The sequence below is a fragment of the Nostoc sp. ATCC 53789 genome, assembly GCF_009873495.1.
GTDB lineage: Bacteria > Cyanobacteriota > Cyanobacteriia > Cyanobacteriales > Nostocaceae > Nostoc > Nostoc muscorum_A.
The window spans coordinates 6173838-6190564 of the sequence record NZ_CP046703.1; the positions used below are offsets into that span (position 1 = coordinate 6173838).

General features: G+C 38.9%; 13 protein-coding genes. 6 read left to right on the forward strand and 7 right to left on the reverse strand.

Annotation, left to right across the window (positions count from 1 at the left end; genetic code table 11):
- Positions 1-10: 10 nt before the first annotated feature.
- The 5 genes from GJB62_RS25560 to GJB62_RS25580 all read right to left on the reverse strand — a co-directional run bounded on the left by GJB62_RS25560 (position 11) and on the right by GJB62_RS25580 (position 9285).
- A complete protein-coding gene (locus tag GJB62_RS25560) occupies positions 11-2818 on the reverse strand; it encodes a CHAT domain-containing protein (RefSeq protein WP_209271456.1) in 2808 nt (935 codons plus the stop codon).
- 247 nt (positions 2819-3065) lie between these two features.
- Positions 3066-3695 (reverse strand): response regulator transcription factor, encoded by a 630-nt coding sequence (locus GJB62_RS25565; RefSeq protein WP_114085203.1) that lies wholly within the window; start codon positions 3693-3695, stop codon positions 3066-3068.
- A 5-nt stretch (positions 3696-3700) separates the two neighbouring features.
- Entirely contained in the window at positions 3701-6418 is a 2718-nt protein-coding gene (locus GJB62_RS25570; RefSeq protein ID WP_209271457.1) for a PAS domain S-box protein, read from the reverse strand.
- An 864-nt stretch (positions 6419-7282) separates the two neighbouring features.
- Complete coding sequence (locus tag GJB62_RS25575) at positions 7283-8062, reverse strand: SDR family oxidoreductase (RefSeq protein WP_114085205.1); 780 nt, start codon at positions 8060-8062, stop codon at positions 7283-7285.
- Positions 8063-8445: 383 nt separating this feature from the next.
- Complete coding sequence (locus tag GJB62_RS25580) at positions 8446-9285, reverse strand: nuclear transport factor 2 family protein (protein ID WP_114085206.1); 840 nt, start codon at positions 9283-9285, stop codon at positions 8446-8448.
- 84 nt (positions 9286-9369) lie between these two features.
- Here GJB62_RS25580 and murG point away from each other — a divergent pair, with 84 nt between their 5' ends.
- Both murG and GJB62_RS25590 read left to right on the forward strand, forming a co-directional pair.
- Complete coding sequence (murG, locus tag GJB62_RS25585; protein ID WP_114085207.1) at positions 9370-10443, forward strand: undecaprenyldiphospho-muramoylpentapeptide beta-N-acetylglucosaminyltransferase; 1074 nt, start codon at positions 9370-9372, stop codon at positions 10441-10443.
- 38 nt (positions 10444-10481) lie between these two features.
- Entirely contained in the window at positions 10482-11798 is a 1317-nt protein-coding gene (locus GJB62_RS25590) for a hypothetical protein (protein ID WP_114085208.1), read from the forward strand.
- Between the two features lie 197 nt (positions 11799-11995).
- On the opposite strand, the gene GJB62_RS25595 is transcribed toward GJB62_RS25590, so the two are convergent.
- Both GJB62_RS25595 and GJB62_RS25600 read right to left on the reverse strand, forming a co-directional pair.
- Complete coding sequence (locus GJB62_RS25595; protein ID WP_114085217.1) at positions 11996-12649, reverse strand: response regulator transcription factor; 654 nt, start codon at positions 12647-12649, stop codon at positions 11996-11998.
- Positions 12649-13914, reverse strand: a complete 1266-nt coding sequence (locus GJB62_RS25600) for a sensor histidine kinase (protein ID WP_114085209.1) — start codon at positions 13912-13914, stop codon at positions 12649-12651. The genes GJB62_RS25595 and GJB62_RS25600 overlap by 1 nt, the downstream gene beginning before the upstream one ends.
- Positions 13915-14290: 376 nt before the next feature.
- On the opposite strand from GJB62_RS25600, the gene GJB62_RS25605 reads away from it, so the two are divergent.
- The 4 genes from GJB62_RS25605 to GJB62_RS25620 all read left to right on the forward strand — a co-directional run bounded on the left by GJB62_RS25605 (position 14291) and on the right by GJB62_RS25620 (position 16647).
- Complete coding sequence (locus GJB62_RS25605; protein ID WP_114085210.1) at positions 14291-14809, forward strand: P pilus assembly/Cpx signaling pathway, periplasmic inhibitor/zinc-resistance associated protein; 519 nt, start codon at positions 14291-14293, stop codon at positions 14807-14809.
- A gap of 63 nt (positions 14810-14872) precedes the next feature.
- Positions 14873-15394: a Coq4 family protein gene (locus GJB62_RS25610; protein ID WP_245246008.1), complete on the forward strand. Its 522-nt coding sequence runs from the start codon at positions 14873-14875 to the stop codon at positions 15392-15394.
- A 395-nt stretch (positions 15395-15789) separates the two neighbouring features.
- Positions 15790-16032, forward strand: a complete 243-nt coding sequence (sipA, locus tag GJB62_RS25615) for a regulatory protein SipA (protein WP_114085219.1) — start codon at positions 15790-15792, stop codon at positions 16030-16032.
- Between the two features lie 57 nt (positions 16033-16089).
- Positions 16090-16647, forward strand: coding sequence for a peroxiredoxin (locus GJB62_RS25620; protein ID WP_114085211.1), 558 nt, complete (start codon positions 16090-16092; stop codon positions 16645-16647).
- Positions 16648-16727 lie beyond the last annotated feature (80 nt).

The following is a 16727-nucleotide window of genomic DNA, read 5'->3' on the forward strand; positions in this document are numbered from 1 at the left end:
AATTACTCCTTTATTGACCGATAGCACAGAATGCTGCCCAGTGATGTGGCTCTCGGATCTGATCAAAAGGAAATGTATTTCTTAACTCAAATTTCTCTGTACCAGTGAGAGGCATGTTTTTCATCCAGTTGTTCAATTTCTCCACCGTTAAATCACGTAACCAAAGTTGAGCTTGATTGAGCGCAATAGCTACTGCACCCTTTTCGAGTTGGGAAGAATTCTTTTGCATTTGTTTTAAGTTTTCGTAAAATTTGATCGTCAAGAAAGCAGTAGAAATGTCTTTTACTTTCCAGAGGCTAGCGACAACGTTGGGACTACCTGCAAACAGGAAGCCACTTGGTAAACAAATATATTCATCGCTGAGGCTTTGGAAGTCTGCTATGCCTGTTTCGCAGGCTGAGAGGGTAACAAGTTGGCAATGTTTGAGATTCAGTCCGAAGATTTCGGCTAATGTGAGGCGTCCATCTTCTTTTTGTTCTTTTAGCTGTTTATCTTTGGCTTCTTCTTCGGTTTCAGCTAAAATGAGTGCTGATTCTAACGGATATTTCAGGTTAAACTCGCCATGACAAGCGAAGTGAATACAGAAGTTTGAGAGCGAATTCCAATCAAATTTTTTAAAGTTATCTTCTTTTGCTTCTTGCTCCTCTAATACTTTATAAGAGCCAAAAAAGGACTTGATAAGTTTAACTTCTAAATTGCTGTACTTCAGATTAGCCTCAGGATTTTTGGCACTAGGATTTTGAATTGCAAAAAGGTGGTGTAAATTAAGGCTTTGCTGTGTTTGACTGAGTTGCAGCAGTTGACAACTAGGTGCATAGCTCACACCTCCTGGAAACTTATCTAGAAGGCATTTGTCCTGTTTATTTGAGAAAGGTAAAGCATGTAAGGGCAGCGAATGTAAGAAACGGTGGGGGATTAATATTAAACGATTACAGTTTTCAGGAATAAGGGAGAGGACATAACGTATGTGCAAAATTTTTGCCAACTTTTGAATGCGAGTAGTTAGTAGACTTTTCCACTCATGTCTTTTATTGTCATCATTTCTTGATGCATGGTATGTCTCAAAATATTCTTTGCACCACTTGATTAATTTTTCCAAGCCTTTAGATGAACATATGCAAAGGGGTTTTTGCTGACTCTTGTGGTTTTTGTCTCCAGTGATAATAAAAGTGATAATTTTGTTAGTTGTGATATACCATTTGATGATTGCAGTCTTTTCTTCAACTAAGTCTTGTATTTCGCTATAAGAGATAGGATTAATTTTCTGAGTAAATTTAAAACTGTCGTCTTCTATATTAATTTTATTTAGTAACTCATCTAGGCCTTTTTGCAACTTAGGCAATTCTTGCTGGCTTAAATTTTGCCTTTGTTTACTTGAAATTTCATGTCGTAATTTGTCAATCTCTTCGCGGTAAATATCGCCTTTTGGATAGAGATTTTTCGTTGCTAGAAGTTCGACGAGGTTACGAGCTTGGCTGCGTTCAGCATATTCTATAGCATGAGCATAATACTGAGGGTTATTGTTGGCTAGCTCTAGACAAAGTTCTACCATATTTTGATAAATAAGATTCGCTTCTTCAGCAAGTTTCTGTTTGTCTGAGTCAATGTTAGAGCCAAAAATTATCTTACCTCTAAGGTTCTCTACGATACCAATAGCAGCATCAAAAGCTTCGTAAGCTTCACTGTATTTTCCAGCAGTTTGGTAAGCATCTCCGAGATCGCTTTGAGTTATTGCCCACTCTTGAGGATAAGCATTATGGTTGTAGACTTTCAAAGCTGCTTGGCAAGCCTTAATTGCTAAATCTATATTCTCTTGTTTATTTCCCTTTTTCTTTTGAAGGTAAGCACTGCTAAGATTATTTTGAGTTCTAGCCCATTGGTAATTATCCAGATCAATGAAAACTTGTGAAGCTGCATTGAATGCCTCAATTGATTCCTCAATTGCTTGAGTTAGATTTTCATCTCCTTTTTTTCTTTGAAGGTAAGCATTACCAATATTATTATGAGTTTTAGCCCATTCGTAAGTAAAAGAGTTGCAAGTATATACACGCAAAGCATCTTTGAAAGCTTCAATCGCTAGTTCAATATTTTTTGCTTTATCTTCCTTTTCCCTTTCAAGGTAAGCACAGCCGATATAATTTTTAGTTTCTGCCCAAATTAAAGAATAAGAGTTGCTCCAAATTATAGAATAAGGTTCGTTGTTGTATAATTTTTTTAACACGTTATTGTGAAGTTTAATTGCTGTTTCTAAATTCTCAGCTTTGTCTTCTCTCCTGCGGTAAAGGTAGGTATTGCCAAGATTATTTTGTGTATTTGCCCATTGTTCGCAAAGATAATCATGAGTGTAGACTTTCAAAGCTGAGTTGAAAGCTTGAATTGCTAGTTCTATGTTTTCTGCTATTCCACCCCTGATTCGCGAGCTGTAGAAACACCCCAATTGATCTTGAAGTAATGCCCACTCTTGAGGATAAGCTTCCTTATCAAATACTTTCAATGCAATTTCATATCCAGCAATAACGATCTCTTTTTCAGTATTACTGGCTTTACTATTTAGCGAAAACTGGAATATTTTATTACTAAATATTAAAATATTTTTCGCAATCTTTTTTGCTTCTTCTGGTTGCAATTTGTCTAGTATCTCTTGCATCTTGGTTGCCCAAGTTCGCAATTCTCTAACTAATTTATCATCCAAATTTTCATTTTTATCATCTAGTTTTTCATACAAATGCTCTAGATTTTCTTGCAGTAAGCGATCAACCTTTTCGGCATCGCCTATACTTTCTCCAATTTTTTGTATTTCTTGTAATACTTGCTCCAAGAAACTCATGCATTTGTCCTATAAATGTGCTAATTGATAGCTAAATTAGGAGAGTTTAAGCAGATCGTTGGCACCTTAAACTGTACGCCTCTTTCAAGCCTTCATGTTAAGAAGGACGATCGCATTTCTCGCACTTATGCAAATTAAAACTAAGTGATTCTACTAAGCCTAGAAAATAAGCCCAACATTGTCACTAGCTAAATGTTGGGTTTTAAACCTATCAAAATGTGAGGTTGAGAAAATGCAACTACAGCCTGACAATCCCCCGGTTCAGGGCGGTGACTAGGGCTTGAGTCCGATCGCTAACGTTCAACTTGCCGAAAATATTATTGGTATGAAATCTGACGGTACTCTCCGCAATGTTAAGGACATTGCTAATCTGCTGGTTATTCTTGCCCTTGGCGATCAGGCGCAGCACTTCCAACTCACGATCGCTCAATTCCTCACTACCCATCCGCTCGGCTAGCTTGGCTGCTATAGTGGGCGGAATATACCTTTGTCCTTTATGAACAGTGCGAATCGCATCTAAGAGTTCGTTCGGTTCCGCTCCCTTGAGGAGATAGCCCTTTGCACCCGCCCGTAATCCCCGATAGATATCTTCATCCCCATCAAAGGTAGTCAACACAACGATTCGGGCGTGTTTAAACTTAGCACAGATGGCTGCGATCGCATCAGCACCTTCCATCTTCGGCATTCGCAAATCCATCAGCGCTACATCGGGTTGATGTTGGTGGAAAAGTTCTAACGCTTCTCGCCCGTCGCCAGCATGGCCGATTACAGTCATGTCTGGCTCACATTGAAGAAACATTGTTAAAGCTTGTCCCAAGATGGGGTGATCGTCAGCAAGCAGGATGCGAATGACATTGGATTGGCTCATATCATTTACTCTCGGTAGACTAACACTGAAACTTCTGTTCCCTGTCCTGGCGAACTCTGAATTGTTAGTTTTGCCCCTATGCGTTCAGCTCGTTCGCTCATAATTAAAAGACCAAAGCTGTTGATAACAGATACACTCCCCATGTCAAATCCTTGTCCATCATCTTTGATTCGCAAGCTGCACTGGCTTTCTTGATACGCCAGTTCAATTTGGATTTCTCTAGCTTGGGCATATTTGAAGGCATTGGTTAATGCTTCTTGTCCAATGCGGAGTAGGTTATTTTCAACATCTGGAGACAAGGGGTATATCTTGCCTATTAATTGGCAGACAATATGTGTATTGGTAGGGGAAAACATCTGAGTGGCGAAGCGATTGAGAGCATTAAAAATGTCGCCGTCCTCCAATAATTGCGATCGCAATGCTTTTATCGAACGGCGTGCTTCAGTTAGCCCAGAATGAGCTAAGTCTCGCCCTGCTTTGATTAATTTCTGTGCTACTTCTATATCTGTTGTCAGTTTTCGTGAGGCGGTGTCTAAGTGGACAATAACAACGGTGAAGGCTTGTGCTAAAGTATCGTGAATTTCCTGTGCCAAGCGGTTACGTTCTGCTAATACGGTTGCTTCTTCAGCCTGCTTACGACTACTAATATCCTGTATTGCAGCCATCCTGATGGTACGCCCACGATATGACATAAATCTGGCTCTGATCTCAGCCGGAAATGTGCTTCCATCCTTACGCAGACAAACGGTTTCATAAATTCCTTCATCCCCTGAGCGAATCTTCTGCATTACCTGTTCCTGATATTCAGGAGCAGTAAAATCCATGACACGCATACCAACTAACTCAGAAAGTTCATAACCAAACATCTCAGCACAGGTTTGGTTAGTATCTAAAAGTATGCCTTGCTCGGTAATAGCGATCGCTTCAAATGTTGCCTCTGCTAATAGCCGAAATCGCGTCTCGCTCTCTAAAAGCGCCACTTCTGCCTGCTTGCGTTCAGCTATTTCTCGTTGTAGTTCTAGGGTACGTTCAGTAACCTGTTGTTCTAAAATCGAATTATAATCAGCTAGAATCTTCTCTGCTTTTTTGCGTTCGGTAATATCAATACAAACGGTGAGCGCATATATTACTTTGCCCGATTCATCAAAAATTGGGGTGCTTAAAACTTCTACAGGGATAGTTTTATTTGGGTGGCGAAACTCAAGATTATCAACATGGACAGTTTTACCAGCTAAAGAATATACAATTGGCAGTTCATCAGCAGGGCATAACTGGTCAGTTCCAGCTAGATAAATTTGATAATATTCTGCTATATTTTCGTATTCGATAGATGGTAATAACTCTACGTTGACTAATTGTTGTGAAGCTCGATTAGTATAGTAGAGTTGCCCACTACTATCATCTATCGAAACACTCACAGGTATAGCGTCAAGAAATTGTTTCAGGCGGGTTTCACTTTGCAATAAAGCTTTGTTTAAATCCTGCATTTCCGAAAATTTTTCTTGGAGTTGATCAGCCATACTATTAAATGACTTGGCTAATTCCCCCAATTCATCGGAACGCTCTATTTCTATTCTTTTTTCCCATTCACCTTGAGCAAGCGCTAAAGCTGATTTTTTTAAAGCTAGAACTGGTTGAGTAATCCACCGTAAAATTAAAATACCGACAGCTACAGCCACTATCAAAGCAGCAATACACAGCACAATAGTGGTGCGGGTATTAACATTAATTGCCTGCATGAAGTCATCTTCTGGGACTACTACCACAATTAACCAGTCAAGTCCTCGATTATCTTGGAAGGGTAAAACTTGAATAAACTGCCGCTTACCATCTATCGAGAAATATAATTGCTGTGAGCTATTAATTGACTTAAGTTCATGAAATTTATTTTTTAAATATTTACTAGTAAATTGTGTTTTTTTATCATTACTATTTATAGCCAAAAATGGCTGAATTCTATTTTCTGCTAATTGTGTCTCTAAATTATTTGAGCGGAAGGGTTTTTCATTAGTTGAAGTTGCTACCAATCTTCCAGACTGACGCTCAACAATAAAACTTATTCCTGTTTTCCCAATTTTTAAATTTTGCAGAAAAGTGCCAATTTTGGATAAGTTTAAATTTGAGAGTAATACACCTTGCAAATTTCCCTGTTTATCGTAAGCAGGTTGACTAGCAGCGATGTACAAAGCAATTCCAGAATTATGAGGATAAATTTTACTCCAAATTGGTCTTTCTTCTGCTATCGGTTTGTTATACCAATCACGTCTTTGAGTATCATAAGGTTTGCCAAAATCCTTTATTCCCGTGCGTGTGCCTTGTTTATTAGTAGTATAAGTCCGTAAATTATATTTAGTAGATTTACCAGATGCTCTGATTGTCAAAGAGCCATCAGGAAATATCTCTGCTGAAATAAACTCTTTATTTTTATTGGCAAAACCAATTAGACTTACTTGATTAAATACTTTTAATTGCTCAAAAAAATATTTTTCTAAGACAGCAAACTCTTGTATGTTTAATTGTCCAAGTTTAATAGTATTAGCATTATTCTGATTAATTTGCTGGGGAGTTTCAAGAAAAGTATGTAGATTTTGCTGAACACGCTGGCTAATTTCACTTAGTAGCCGTGTGGCAATATTATTTACTGCTTTTTGCCCATTCTTGAATGAGAGATAACCCGTTAAACTTACTACCGCTAAAATTTGCAGAATAAAGGGAACAATCAAAACGGTTCGCAGAGAAGGTTTAACGAGAAGAGAAAGAAAGTATTGAAGATATGATATTTTGTTAAACAATAAAATATTCCTTTTATTGTCAAGACTATAAAATTTACTTAAGAAATTTTTAAGTGTCTGAAGCAGAAGTAGTTCAGGCTTTTTTAACTCATCCTGCATTCACTACAGCACTTTTATTTTGATTAATAATGAATCTTTTCTTTAAGTTGTATAGTCAGCACTTTTGTTTGGATAACATATATGAATTTTATGTAGGAGTAAAAATAATTTTTGCATAATCTAGTTCTAAAAAATGCATACAGAAAGATTAATTGTAAAAAATCTCTCTTAGGATAGATGCTTCTTTATATTTTTTAATAAGCATAAATTATATAACTACAAGACAATTAAAACAATTTCCGCAATCATCTACAACCAAAAGCTATAATTTTTTGAGTAAATTGTAATTTTACGTATTTCCTCAGATTTTCTGTAGATTTTCCAACTAGCCTCAAAGGATGTTTTAAAAGTAGTTACTTGTTATTCCAGGCTCTTATTGATCCCCCCTAACCCATGCCAGTCGCTCCAGTTTGCAAGACCAGAATCAAAGTCCTCCTTTTTAAGGCAATACAGTTCACATAAGACCAAAACACTTGTAGAGACGGCGATTTATCGCGTCTCAAAAACCCAAGATTTTGTACTTTTTAAGGGGGATTTAGCAGGTTAATTTCATACGAAAAAAGAAAAATACATTTAATAAAGTATTTTTAGTAACATCAAAATATTCCAAATCTAACCAACGGTTTTTTGGAAATGAGCGTAGTAAAATTTTCAAAATATGTGGAATTGTTTAGAAATTAATCTTCTTAAATTGGGTTAATTTTCCGTTCGCCGATTAACTAAGGTAGCGCTAGCTTGGTCAACAGGCATCAGCACAACTTCGTTAATATTGACATGGGGCGATCGCGTCACACAGAAAAATATCACATCAGCCACATCATCTGCTGTCAGTGGGGTAACTCCCTGATAGACTGTTTTAGCGCGTTCAGTATTTCCGTGAAACCGCACCTCGCTAAATTCCGTTTCCACCATCCCAGGGTCAACGGAAGTTACACGTACCCGTGTTCCCAACAAGTCTTGTTTTAAACCTTCAGAAATTGCTCTGACAGCAGCTTTGGTAGCACAGTAGACATTGCCACCGGGATAGGTTTGATGTCCCGCAATGGAACCTAAATTTACCACATGGCCGCGATCGCGACTCACCATTCCCGGAACAACATAACGGGAAACATAAAGTAAACCCTTAACGTTAGTATCAATCATGTCTTCCCAGTCTTGAAAGCTGCCTTCGTGCAACTTGTCTAAACCACGACTTAGACCAGCATTATTAATCAGAATGTCGATGTCAGACCAGGCAGGCGGTAGAGTAGAAATGGCTTCTTCGACAGCGTTGCGATCGCGCACATCTAGCTGTAATAAATGAATTTCAGTACCAAATTCTTTAACGAGAGCATCTGCTAGCTGCTGCAAACGTTCTAACCGTCGTGCTGCTAGGATTAGTTTTGCACCCGCACCAGCAAAGATTCTCGCACAAGCAGTACCAATACCACTACTTGCGCCAGTAATCAAAATGATTTGATTTTGTAGGGAAGTCATTAGGATAATTAGAAGTGAGGAGTTAATAGTTATGACATACTCCCCGGCGTGAACGCACGGTGATTCTGGAGTAATGAGTAATAAGTAATAAGTAATGAGTAAATACCCATTTTTCATCCACTCATTACTCCTTACTCATTACTTTAAAGCATTGTGTGAAGCACGGGGTTTCAGACCCATATTTTTGATGAATTATGAATTAGCACAAGTTTCATAGTTCATACTTGTAGGGAAGGGGTTGAGGGTTAGGTTTGAGAGAAATAGGACTTACACAAAAACCCTCTAAAACTCTCATGCCTCCGTGACCTCTGCGCCCTCTGTGGTTCGTTTTCCGTTACCCGTGCGTAAGTCCTAATAAAGTGGCACACCGCGTTAACTCCTAATTATTTCTTCACCACTTGTAGACGCTGAGTTACCATAGTCATTCCATTACCTCGCAGGATGACAGCAGAAACCCATTGGCTACCAGGGGTGGATGGTGCTTGTCCAGTTTTAAAAAGTCCACCGGATGTTAATAATTGCAAATCTACGGGTGTGGGGTTGAGAAATTTCTCTGGTTGGATGGTTTCCTCTAGCGCCGTTCCTAGTAGAAAATCATCCCCAAGTGGCTCTTGGACGATCGCATCAAAATTATACTTCTGACCAACCAGTACCTGTTGTGGTAATTTAATATCAATTTTGGGTGGCTTGCTGCCAGAGGTAAGTTGGGTGCGTTCTGCCAAAATGTCTTGACGGACGATTCTACCGCTTTCAATGCGCTGACGCGATTTAATCGTGGCATCGAGAGCCAAATTATTCCCGCTACCAGAGGGTAAGCCAGTTATTTTCGTCTCTGTTTCGGCAATAATCCCATTGCCTTCCGATTTTGAAGATAGCAGTTTGGTACTGTATTGTAATTTAGGATATCGTTTCCAAAGTGAAACCAAAGACTTTTCTAGGGTTTGGAGGGTTAATCCATCCCCATGAGTGAAAGAGGGGCTGTAGAATTGCAACACCCCTTTGACATCACCCTTGCTGGCAGCTGCATCGACTTGTGTCAACAGGTTTTTTAAATCGGTTGGTGCATTTTGAACTGTACCAGTTTGCGCTAATTGCTGTGGTGTCGTCGCTTGAGTGCGTTGCCAACCACTTGTTAAACCAAGGGTTAGCAGGAACGAAACCAGCCAAATACTGGCTGGAAATTTGAGTTGGTGTTTTACGAAAGCAGTAATAATTTTAGTCATTTGCAAGAGTTTACTGATTTGATGAGAGAAAGTCAGGAAATTGTTTTATCTTAGTTAAGCTAGACGCTAAACGGTAGAGGTTTGATGGCAAACGCACCGATACGATTATTAATAGCTGCCAGTGGGACTGGTGGACACTTGTTTCCAGCGATCGCACTGGCAGAAAAACTTCCAGATTATCAAATCGAATGGCTGGGAGTACCCAATCGGCTAGAAACTCAACTTGTCCCTAAAGAGTATCCCTTGAATACTATTGCAGTTGAAGGGTTTCAGCAAGGGTTTGGACTCTCCTCGATTCGCATTTTGGCTAAACTCGCTGGTTCGATTATAGAAGTCAGACGAATTCTCAAACAGGGAAATTTTCAAGGGGTGTTTACCACTGGGGGTTACATCGCCGGGCCAGCTGTCATTGCGGCACGTTCTCTTGGTTTACCCGTGGTTTTCCACGAATCTAACGCCTTACCAGGTAAAGTAACTCGCTTTTTTGGCCCTTGGTGTAGTGCGGTAGCCTTGGGATTTGAAGTAGCTGCTAAGTATTTGCCTCGTGCCAAAAATGTCTGTGTTGGTACTCCCGTGCGATCGCAATTTCTCAACGGAGAAATTAATTCACCTCTGGATTTAGCCATTCCTGATGGTGTTCCCTTAATTGTCGTCTTTGGTGGTAGCCAAGGTGCAGTTGCGGTTAATAAGTTAGTGCGCGAATCTGCAAAGGCTTGGTTTGATGCTGGTGCTTATGTAGTACATTTAACTGGCGATCGCGATCCCGAAGCAGATAGTCTCAAACATCCGCAGTATATAGCCTTACCTTTTTACAACAATATGGCGGCGTTGTTGCAACGAGCAACTCTTGCCATTAGTCGTTCTGGTGCCGGTAGCTTGACAGAATTAGCAGTGTGCGGAACACCAGCAATTTTGATCCCTTACCCCTTTGCCGCAGAAGACCATCAATCTTACAATGCAGATGTATTTACCAAAGCTGGTGCGGCGTTAACACTGAAACAATCGGAGTTGACGGCGCAAGTATTGCAAAGTAATGTGTTGAATTTGTTGCAGTCACCGCAAGAGTTAGCAAAGATGGGGGAAAACGCTCATGTGCTCGCAGTTCCCGATAGTGCCGAAAAATTGGCGCAATTAGTGCGTGAGGTGGTAGAAACATAACGTTGATTATTTAGTATTAGAAATTTACTTTCCAAGTTATGAATATCTTATCCAGCCCAAAATTTCGCTTCACAGTAGGTTGTGCTGCCTTATTATTTGTCAGTTTAGCCAGTAGCCATCTATATACTCAGTCAAAAAATAAACAGCTAGCCCAACAAAATCAGCCCTTTACTCAGCAAGAAAATTCTGCCCCAGTTCCATCACAAATTTCCCTCACCGCAAATTTCCAAAATCCTTTTGTTGCTCAACAAATATCTAATGAAGTTATCGATAAGCAAAACGCTTTTTTACCTCAGCAGAATTTGCTAGCTGCATCTGCACCCTATCCAGTTGTCGATGAGTTCAAGAAATATAAATTTAGTATTAATGGCAGCCAAGTTGTTACCCCAGGAAAACTGCCAAGTAGTAAGGTTAACTTCAATCAAGGAGATTTATTAACTGTTCTCGTTAATACTAGAAAATATTTTCAAGATTATTCTTCGGAAGACCCAGATATTCTCCGTACAGGAATGCTTGCGACTCAAGGAGTAACTATACCAGATGTTCTCAACACTTTGAATTTCATGATTGCTGTCTTAAAGGAGGATATTGCTAATAAGCGAGCTACTCGTTTGCAAGATCCTAACTTTATCAATACCAATTTTCGAGTTATTAAATGGTCTCCCTATAACCCAAAGAACAAACAGCAAAAACAATTACGAATTACCAAATATGCTGTCTTTACTCATCCCGGTTCTCGGAAAAAAACCTCTACTTTTAATACACCAATTTATAGCTTAAAAGACAACGCTAATAACGATAAATTTTATACAAAATACACCAAGCAGGATGTTTTGTCAGGTATTTATGAACCAGGTGGTAAAGAATTTGGAAAAGTTACCAGTCTCGCTTATCTAACCAGAGATGGTTTAGAAGAAGCAATTATGGAAGGAACAATACTGATTAATTTTACAGATGGTTATAAGGCATTTTTTAATGTAGACAGAAATAATGGAATGTCTTATATTCGCGGATTGAAGGCGACAGCACAAAAACGTTATTGGTATTTTAGAGAAGTTGATGCTATTAAAGGCTATGGATATAAAATAGATGCAAAAATTTCTATCAAACCCGGAGTCACTTTTGCTGGAGATGTTTTGAATATTGGTTTAGGTAAAGTGGTTGTAATTGAGCATACTCAAGGTGGTCGCAAACATCTGCGAATGGGAGTAATTGCCGATACAGGTGGAGCCTTTTTACCCAATCTTTATCAGCTAGATTTTTTGGCAGGTATATTTAATAATAAAAAAGAATTTGGTCAGAAAATCAGCCAATTGCCTGATTATGCTACAGCATATTTTTTAGTCAAAAAGTAAGGGAATTTAGAAAAATAGATTATCCAGTAGCGATCGCCCTAGATCACAAAGACGCGATAAATCGCCGTCTTTACGATAATCATTCCTTTGTAGAGACGGCGATTTATCGCGTCTCTTGCCTTAACCAAACCGTATTGATACCGCTACTATAATTAATTTAAAGGCTAAAATCACGAATTACGAATTATTTAAATTGGCTAATTCAAATAGGATAAATATGTATTTGCCCAAATCGCCGCTTGAGTGCGATCGCGCAGATTTAACGTGTTTAAAATATTTGTCACATGATTTTTTACCGTCCCCTCAGAAATGTAGAGTTCTTGAGCAATTTCTCGGTTACTAGCACCTGTAGCAATTAACCGCAAAACCTCTTTTTCTCTAGGCGTAAGTTCAGTTAAAGTAGATGGTACAGGTGTTGAATGGATTGGTGTACCATTAGAAAACTGAGTTAACAGCTTTTTAACTATACCTGGGCCTAATTGGGTATATCCTTTATAAACAGCACGAATCGCAACAGCTAATTCTTCTGAGGGCGTATCTTTTAATAAATAACCCATTGCCCCATTTTGTAATGCTGCTGATACATATTCATCATCATCAAAAGTCGTCAGTACTAAAATTTTAGTTTTAGGAAAACGTTTTTGAATTTCTTTCGTCGCTGCAACTCCATCCATAATAGGCATTCTGATATCTAGCAATACTACATCAGGTTGAAATTCAGCGACCAAATTAATTGCCTGTTCACCATTTTCTGCTTCTCCCACGATCTCTAAATCTGGTTCTAATTCTAATAATGCTCTTAATCCTTGACGAATTAAACCTTGATCATCTACTAACAATACTTTAATCATCATCTCAACCTCATTAAGGGAATATTAACTGTAATTTTGCAACCGGAACCAGGAGTGCTATTAATATTAAAGTCACCTCCTAATGCTAAAGTGCGATCGCGCATACTATGAAGTCCAAAACCAGTAGTATTTTGCCCTAAATCAAAACCTCTACCGTTATCCTGAATTATCAATCGCAAATTTCCTCTGATCGTAGCGAGTTCCAGTTTAACCTCGGTCGCATAAGCATATTTAGTTATATTGGTCAAAGATTCTTGAGTAATTCGGTAAATAGCAGTGTTGATTTCAGGTGGTAGAGGATATTCGAGGTTGATTTGGCAAATTGGTAAAATGCCATTGGAGCGATGAAAATTTTCTGCAAGGCTAGCAATCGCACGTTCTAAAGATTGCTCTTGTAAAGGATTAGAACGCATAGTAGAAACAGATTGGCGGACATCTTTTAGTGCTTTTGAACCTAATTCCTTTGCTGTTGCTAGAAATGTTTCAGCCTTACCTGGGTTAGATTGCCATAGTTTTAAAGCAGTTTCTAATTGCAGATTTAAAGCAGTGAGAGAATGTCCTAATGAATCATGAATTTCACGAGCAATGCGGTTACGTTCTTCTAAGGTAGCTTGATTTTCAATCCGCATCGCATATTCACGGAGTTTTTCATTAGCGATCGCTAGCTTTTCTCGACTGTGCCGTTCAGATAATACCGCATTCATCATTAACAACACAAAAACCAAACTCAAACCAAATACTAGCGACCAATTCAAGGTAAGAAATCGAAATTTTTCTTGTGCTTGTGATGATGCTTGTAAATTGAACAGTTGGTATTTTAGTTGTGTCGTAAATAGAAATAATGCAAAGGATAGAGATGTAACAAATAAACGCCCCGGCAAGTTAAAGATTAGGCAACTTCGAGTAACTAAAATTATATAAAGGAAAGGAAAAAGACGAGCAAATCTTTCACCAAACAGCCCAGTTATTAAAATTAATAAAATTTCAATAACTGTGTATATCACCTTATAAGTCTGGCTACTTCTGGGTAATCTTAAGCCCATTAATGCAAAAAGAATCAAACTATAAATCGATAGTTCAGGTAATAAATTACAAATTGACAAGTCTGGAAATAAACTACAGATTGTTAGTTCTGGAAGTTTAGGACGAAATCTCCGTAAGGGAGGTGGTATAACTGCTGTCAATGCAGTGATTGCCAGTAGTATCCACTCCAGATAAAGTAGAGATGGAAAAGGATGTTTTTTAATTTGAATTGGATAATTCATTGTGGTTTATCTCAAATTATGAATAAATTACAATTTTGGAGGTAAAAGTTAAAAAGGAAGAATTAAAATTTTGAATATTTAAGTGTGGATTTCGCAACTTCAACTTTTAGTTAAGTCAAAAATTGATAGTAAAAGTGGTCTAGGTAAAAATATACAATCAGCTAAATAAGGATTTGCAAATCAATCATCATAGAAATGTTCATCATTTATAATATATAACTCCTAATTTCCAACTCCTAACTATTTATTGTTAATCAAATTTGTCAAAATTCAATCATGACTAAAGTCATGGGTAGAACCATGACTTTCTCCTCATGTAACTAGTAAAGATAAGTTCTTATGATGGTGACAACCAACCAGGAAAAACCCACAAGAAATGAAACTCAAAGCATTATCGCTAGTCGCTGGAGCCATCGCCCTTACTTTAAGCGCAACCTCCTTTGCTGTTACCGCCCAAACAGCCTCTCCTTCACCCTTGTTGCTGGCACAAACTCCACAAAAAGAAAGGGGCCCTTGGAAGGAATTAAATCTAACAGATACCCAAAAAACCCAAATTCAGGCAATTCGCCGCGATAGCCGAGCCAAATTTGAAGCAGTTTTGACCCCAGAACAAAAGGCAAAATTAGAAGCAGCTAAACAAGCGCGTCGGGCTGAGTGGCAAGCGCGTAAGGCTCAGGGTCAAACAGGTCAAGGTCAACGCCAACCAGGTCAACGTCGAGGAAAGGGTGGTTATGCTGACTTAAATCTGACTGAAGCACAGAAAACCCAAATGCGACAAATTCGGGAATCTGAGAAACAACAGATTCAAGCAATCTTAACCCCTGAACAGCGCCAAAAAATAGAGCAATATCGTCAAAACGCTCCTTCTCGTCGTCAACAAGGTAATCCTCAATAATAATCTTTTAAAAAAAAATAATTTTGAGATGGGCAACATTGCCCATTTCATCCAAAATAAATTATGATGCAACCCTTGGTCGCTTCTCCAAATCCCGCTCCTCACCTGCAACAGGTTTTAGATTTAATCGATCGCATTGCTGTAGCACAAGGGCAAGATGTTCCCCAAATTGTGGAAATAGAAAAATTACGTTTCCTCCCTACTGACACTTTTGGCAGAACTTGGGCAGATTTCCTCAATGAACACAATTTCCAACCCTTTACAACTGGTAGCCGTCGTAAACAACTACATGATGGAATTCACGTTCTTACAGGCTATGGTGCTGACTTAATTGGTGAAGCAGAAGTACAGGCATTCTTATTAGGAACAAAATTTAGCATAACTAATTTGATGTTGGGATTAGGACTGTTGCGAGTCATTCATAAAAGCCTAAATTCTCGACAACAATTTAGCTGGGCCAGACTCTGGCAAGCGTACCAACGCGGTTGTAATTCTCAATTTGACCCAGATACTTGGCAACCAGAATTACTATGGCACTTACCGTTGACTAATGTTCAGTCCTTATTTTCCATAGTCAAAAATTAACAAGCTTCTTGCAGAAGATGCGGAAAGGGGAAAAACTTCATCCCCTTTCCCTTTCCCTATTTTAAGACTACCCCTTTCAAGGTGCGTAAAAATTTTGGTAGATAGATTCCTCTTTAAGCTCTATACTCTGTGTCCTCTGCGCCTCTGTGGTTAGAAAAAATACTTTTAACCCGCAGAGGCACAGAGAACGCTGAGAAAAAATAAGAGATTTTACGAGTAACTTGAAAGGGCTAATTTTAAGACTTACCATTGACAGGAAAGTCTAAATATGGGTGATTTGAAAAACCACATCGTAGGGGTAATTCATGAATTGCCCCTACGACAGATGCCCGATTTACTAGACTTTCAAGATAGTTATGAGTTATGAGTTAATCAAAACTCCTCGCTTGATTAAGATGTCTCAAGAATTTGCAATTGGTAGTAAAGTTCGTGTTGTGGCACTACCACCCTTCGTCAAAACTGCTGAACCTATGCCCATGCTGCGCCCCCCTGATGTTATTCACATTGGCGAAGAAGGTATAGTCCTTGACCGCCGTCCCGGTGGATATTGGGGTATTCGCTTCACTAAGGGAGCTTTTCTCTTAGATAGCCAATACATCGAAAGCATAGATAAACCTAGCGAATCTGACTCTAAGTGATATTTGGAGCGACTAAGAATTGTAAACTTGTGTAAAGTTGTAATTCTGGTTTGCGCCATGATTTCCCGCCGCACTTTTTTAAACATATTATTTGCCAGCTGTATTTCTTTCATCAGCTGGCTGAACTTTATACCTGCTGCTGATGCCCTTGGTGGTAAACTTCCGGCAATTAATCAACCCGCACCAGAGTTTACTTTGCCAACTAACACAGGTGATGGCAAAATTTCCCTCTCTGACTTGCGCGGTAAGTGGCTAGTTCTCTACTTTTATCCTAAAGACTTCACCTCTGGTTGTACTATAGAGGCTCGCCGTTTTCAGCAAGACTTACCCCAATACCTCGAAAAAAATGCCCAGATTATTGGCGTAAGTGCTGATGATATTGATTCTCACGCCAAATTTTGTGATTCTGAGGGACTAAAATTCCCACTTTTAGCTGACACTGATGGTTCAGTGAGTAAAGCTTACGGTTCGTGGCTCGGCTTCTTATCGATGCGCCATAGTTTTATCATTGATCCTCAAGGTGTTTTGCGCGAGACTTTTGTCAAAGTCAACCCAACTGTTCATAGTTCAGAAGTGCTGGCACGATTAGAAAAGTTACAGTCTACAGCTTCTTAGATTTCAATAAACGTTAGTTCGGCGAAGGTAAATAGACCACGCTGTAGGGGCAATTCACGAATTGCTCTTACAACAGATGT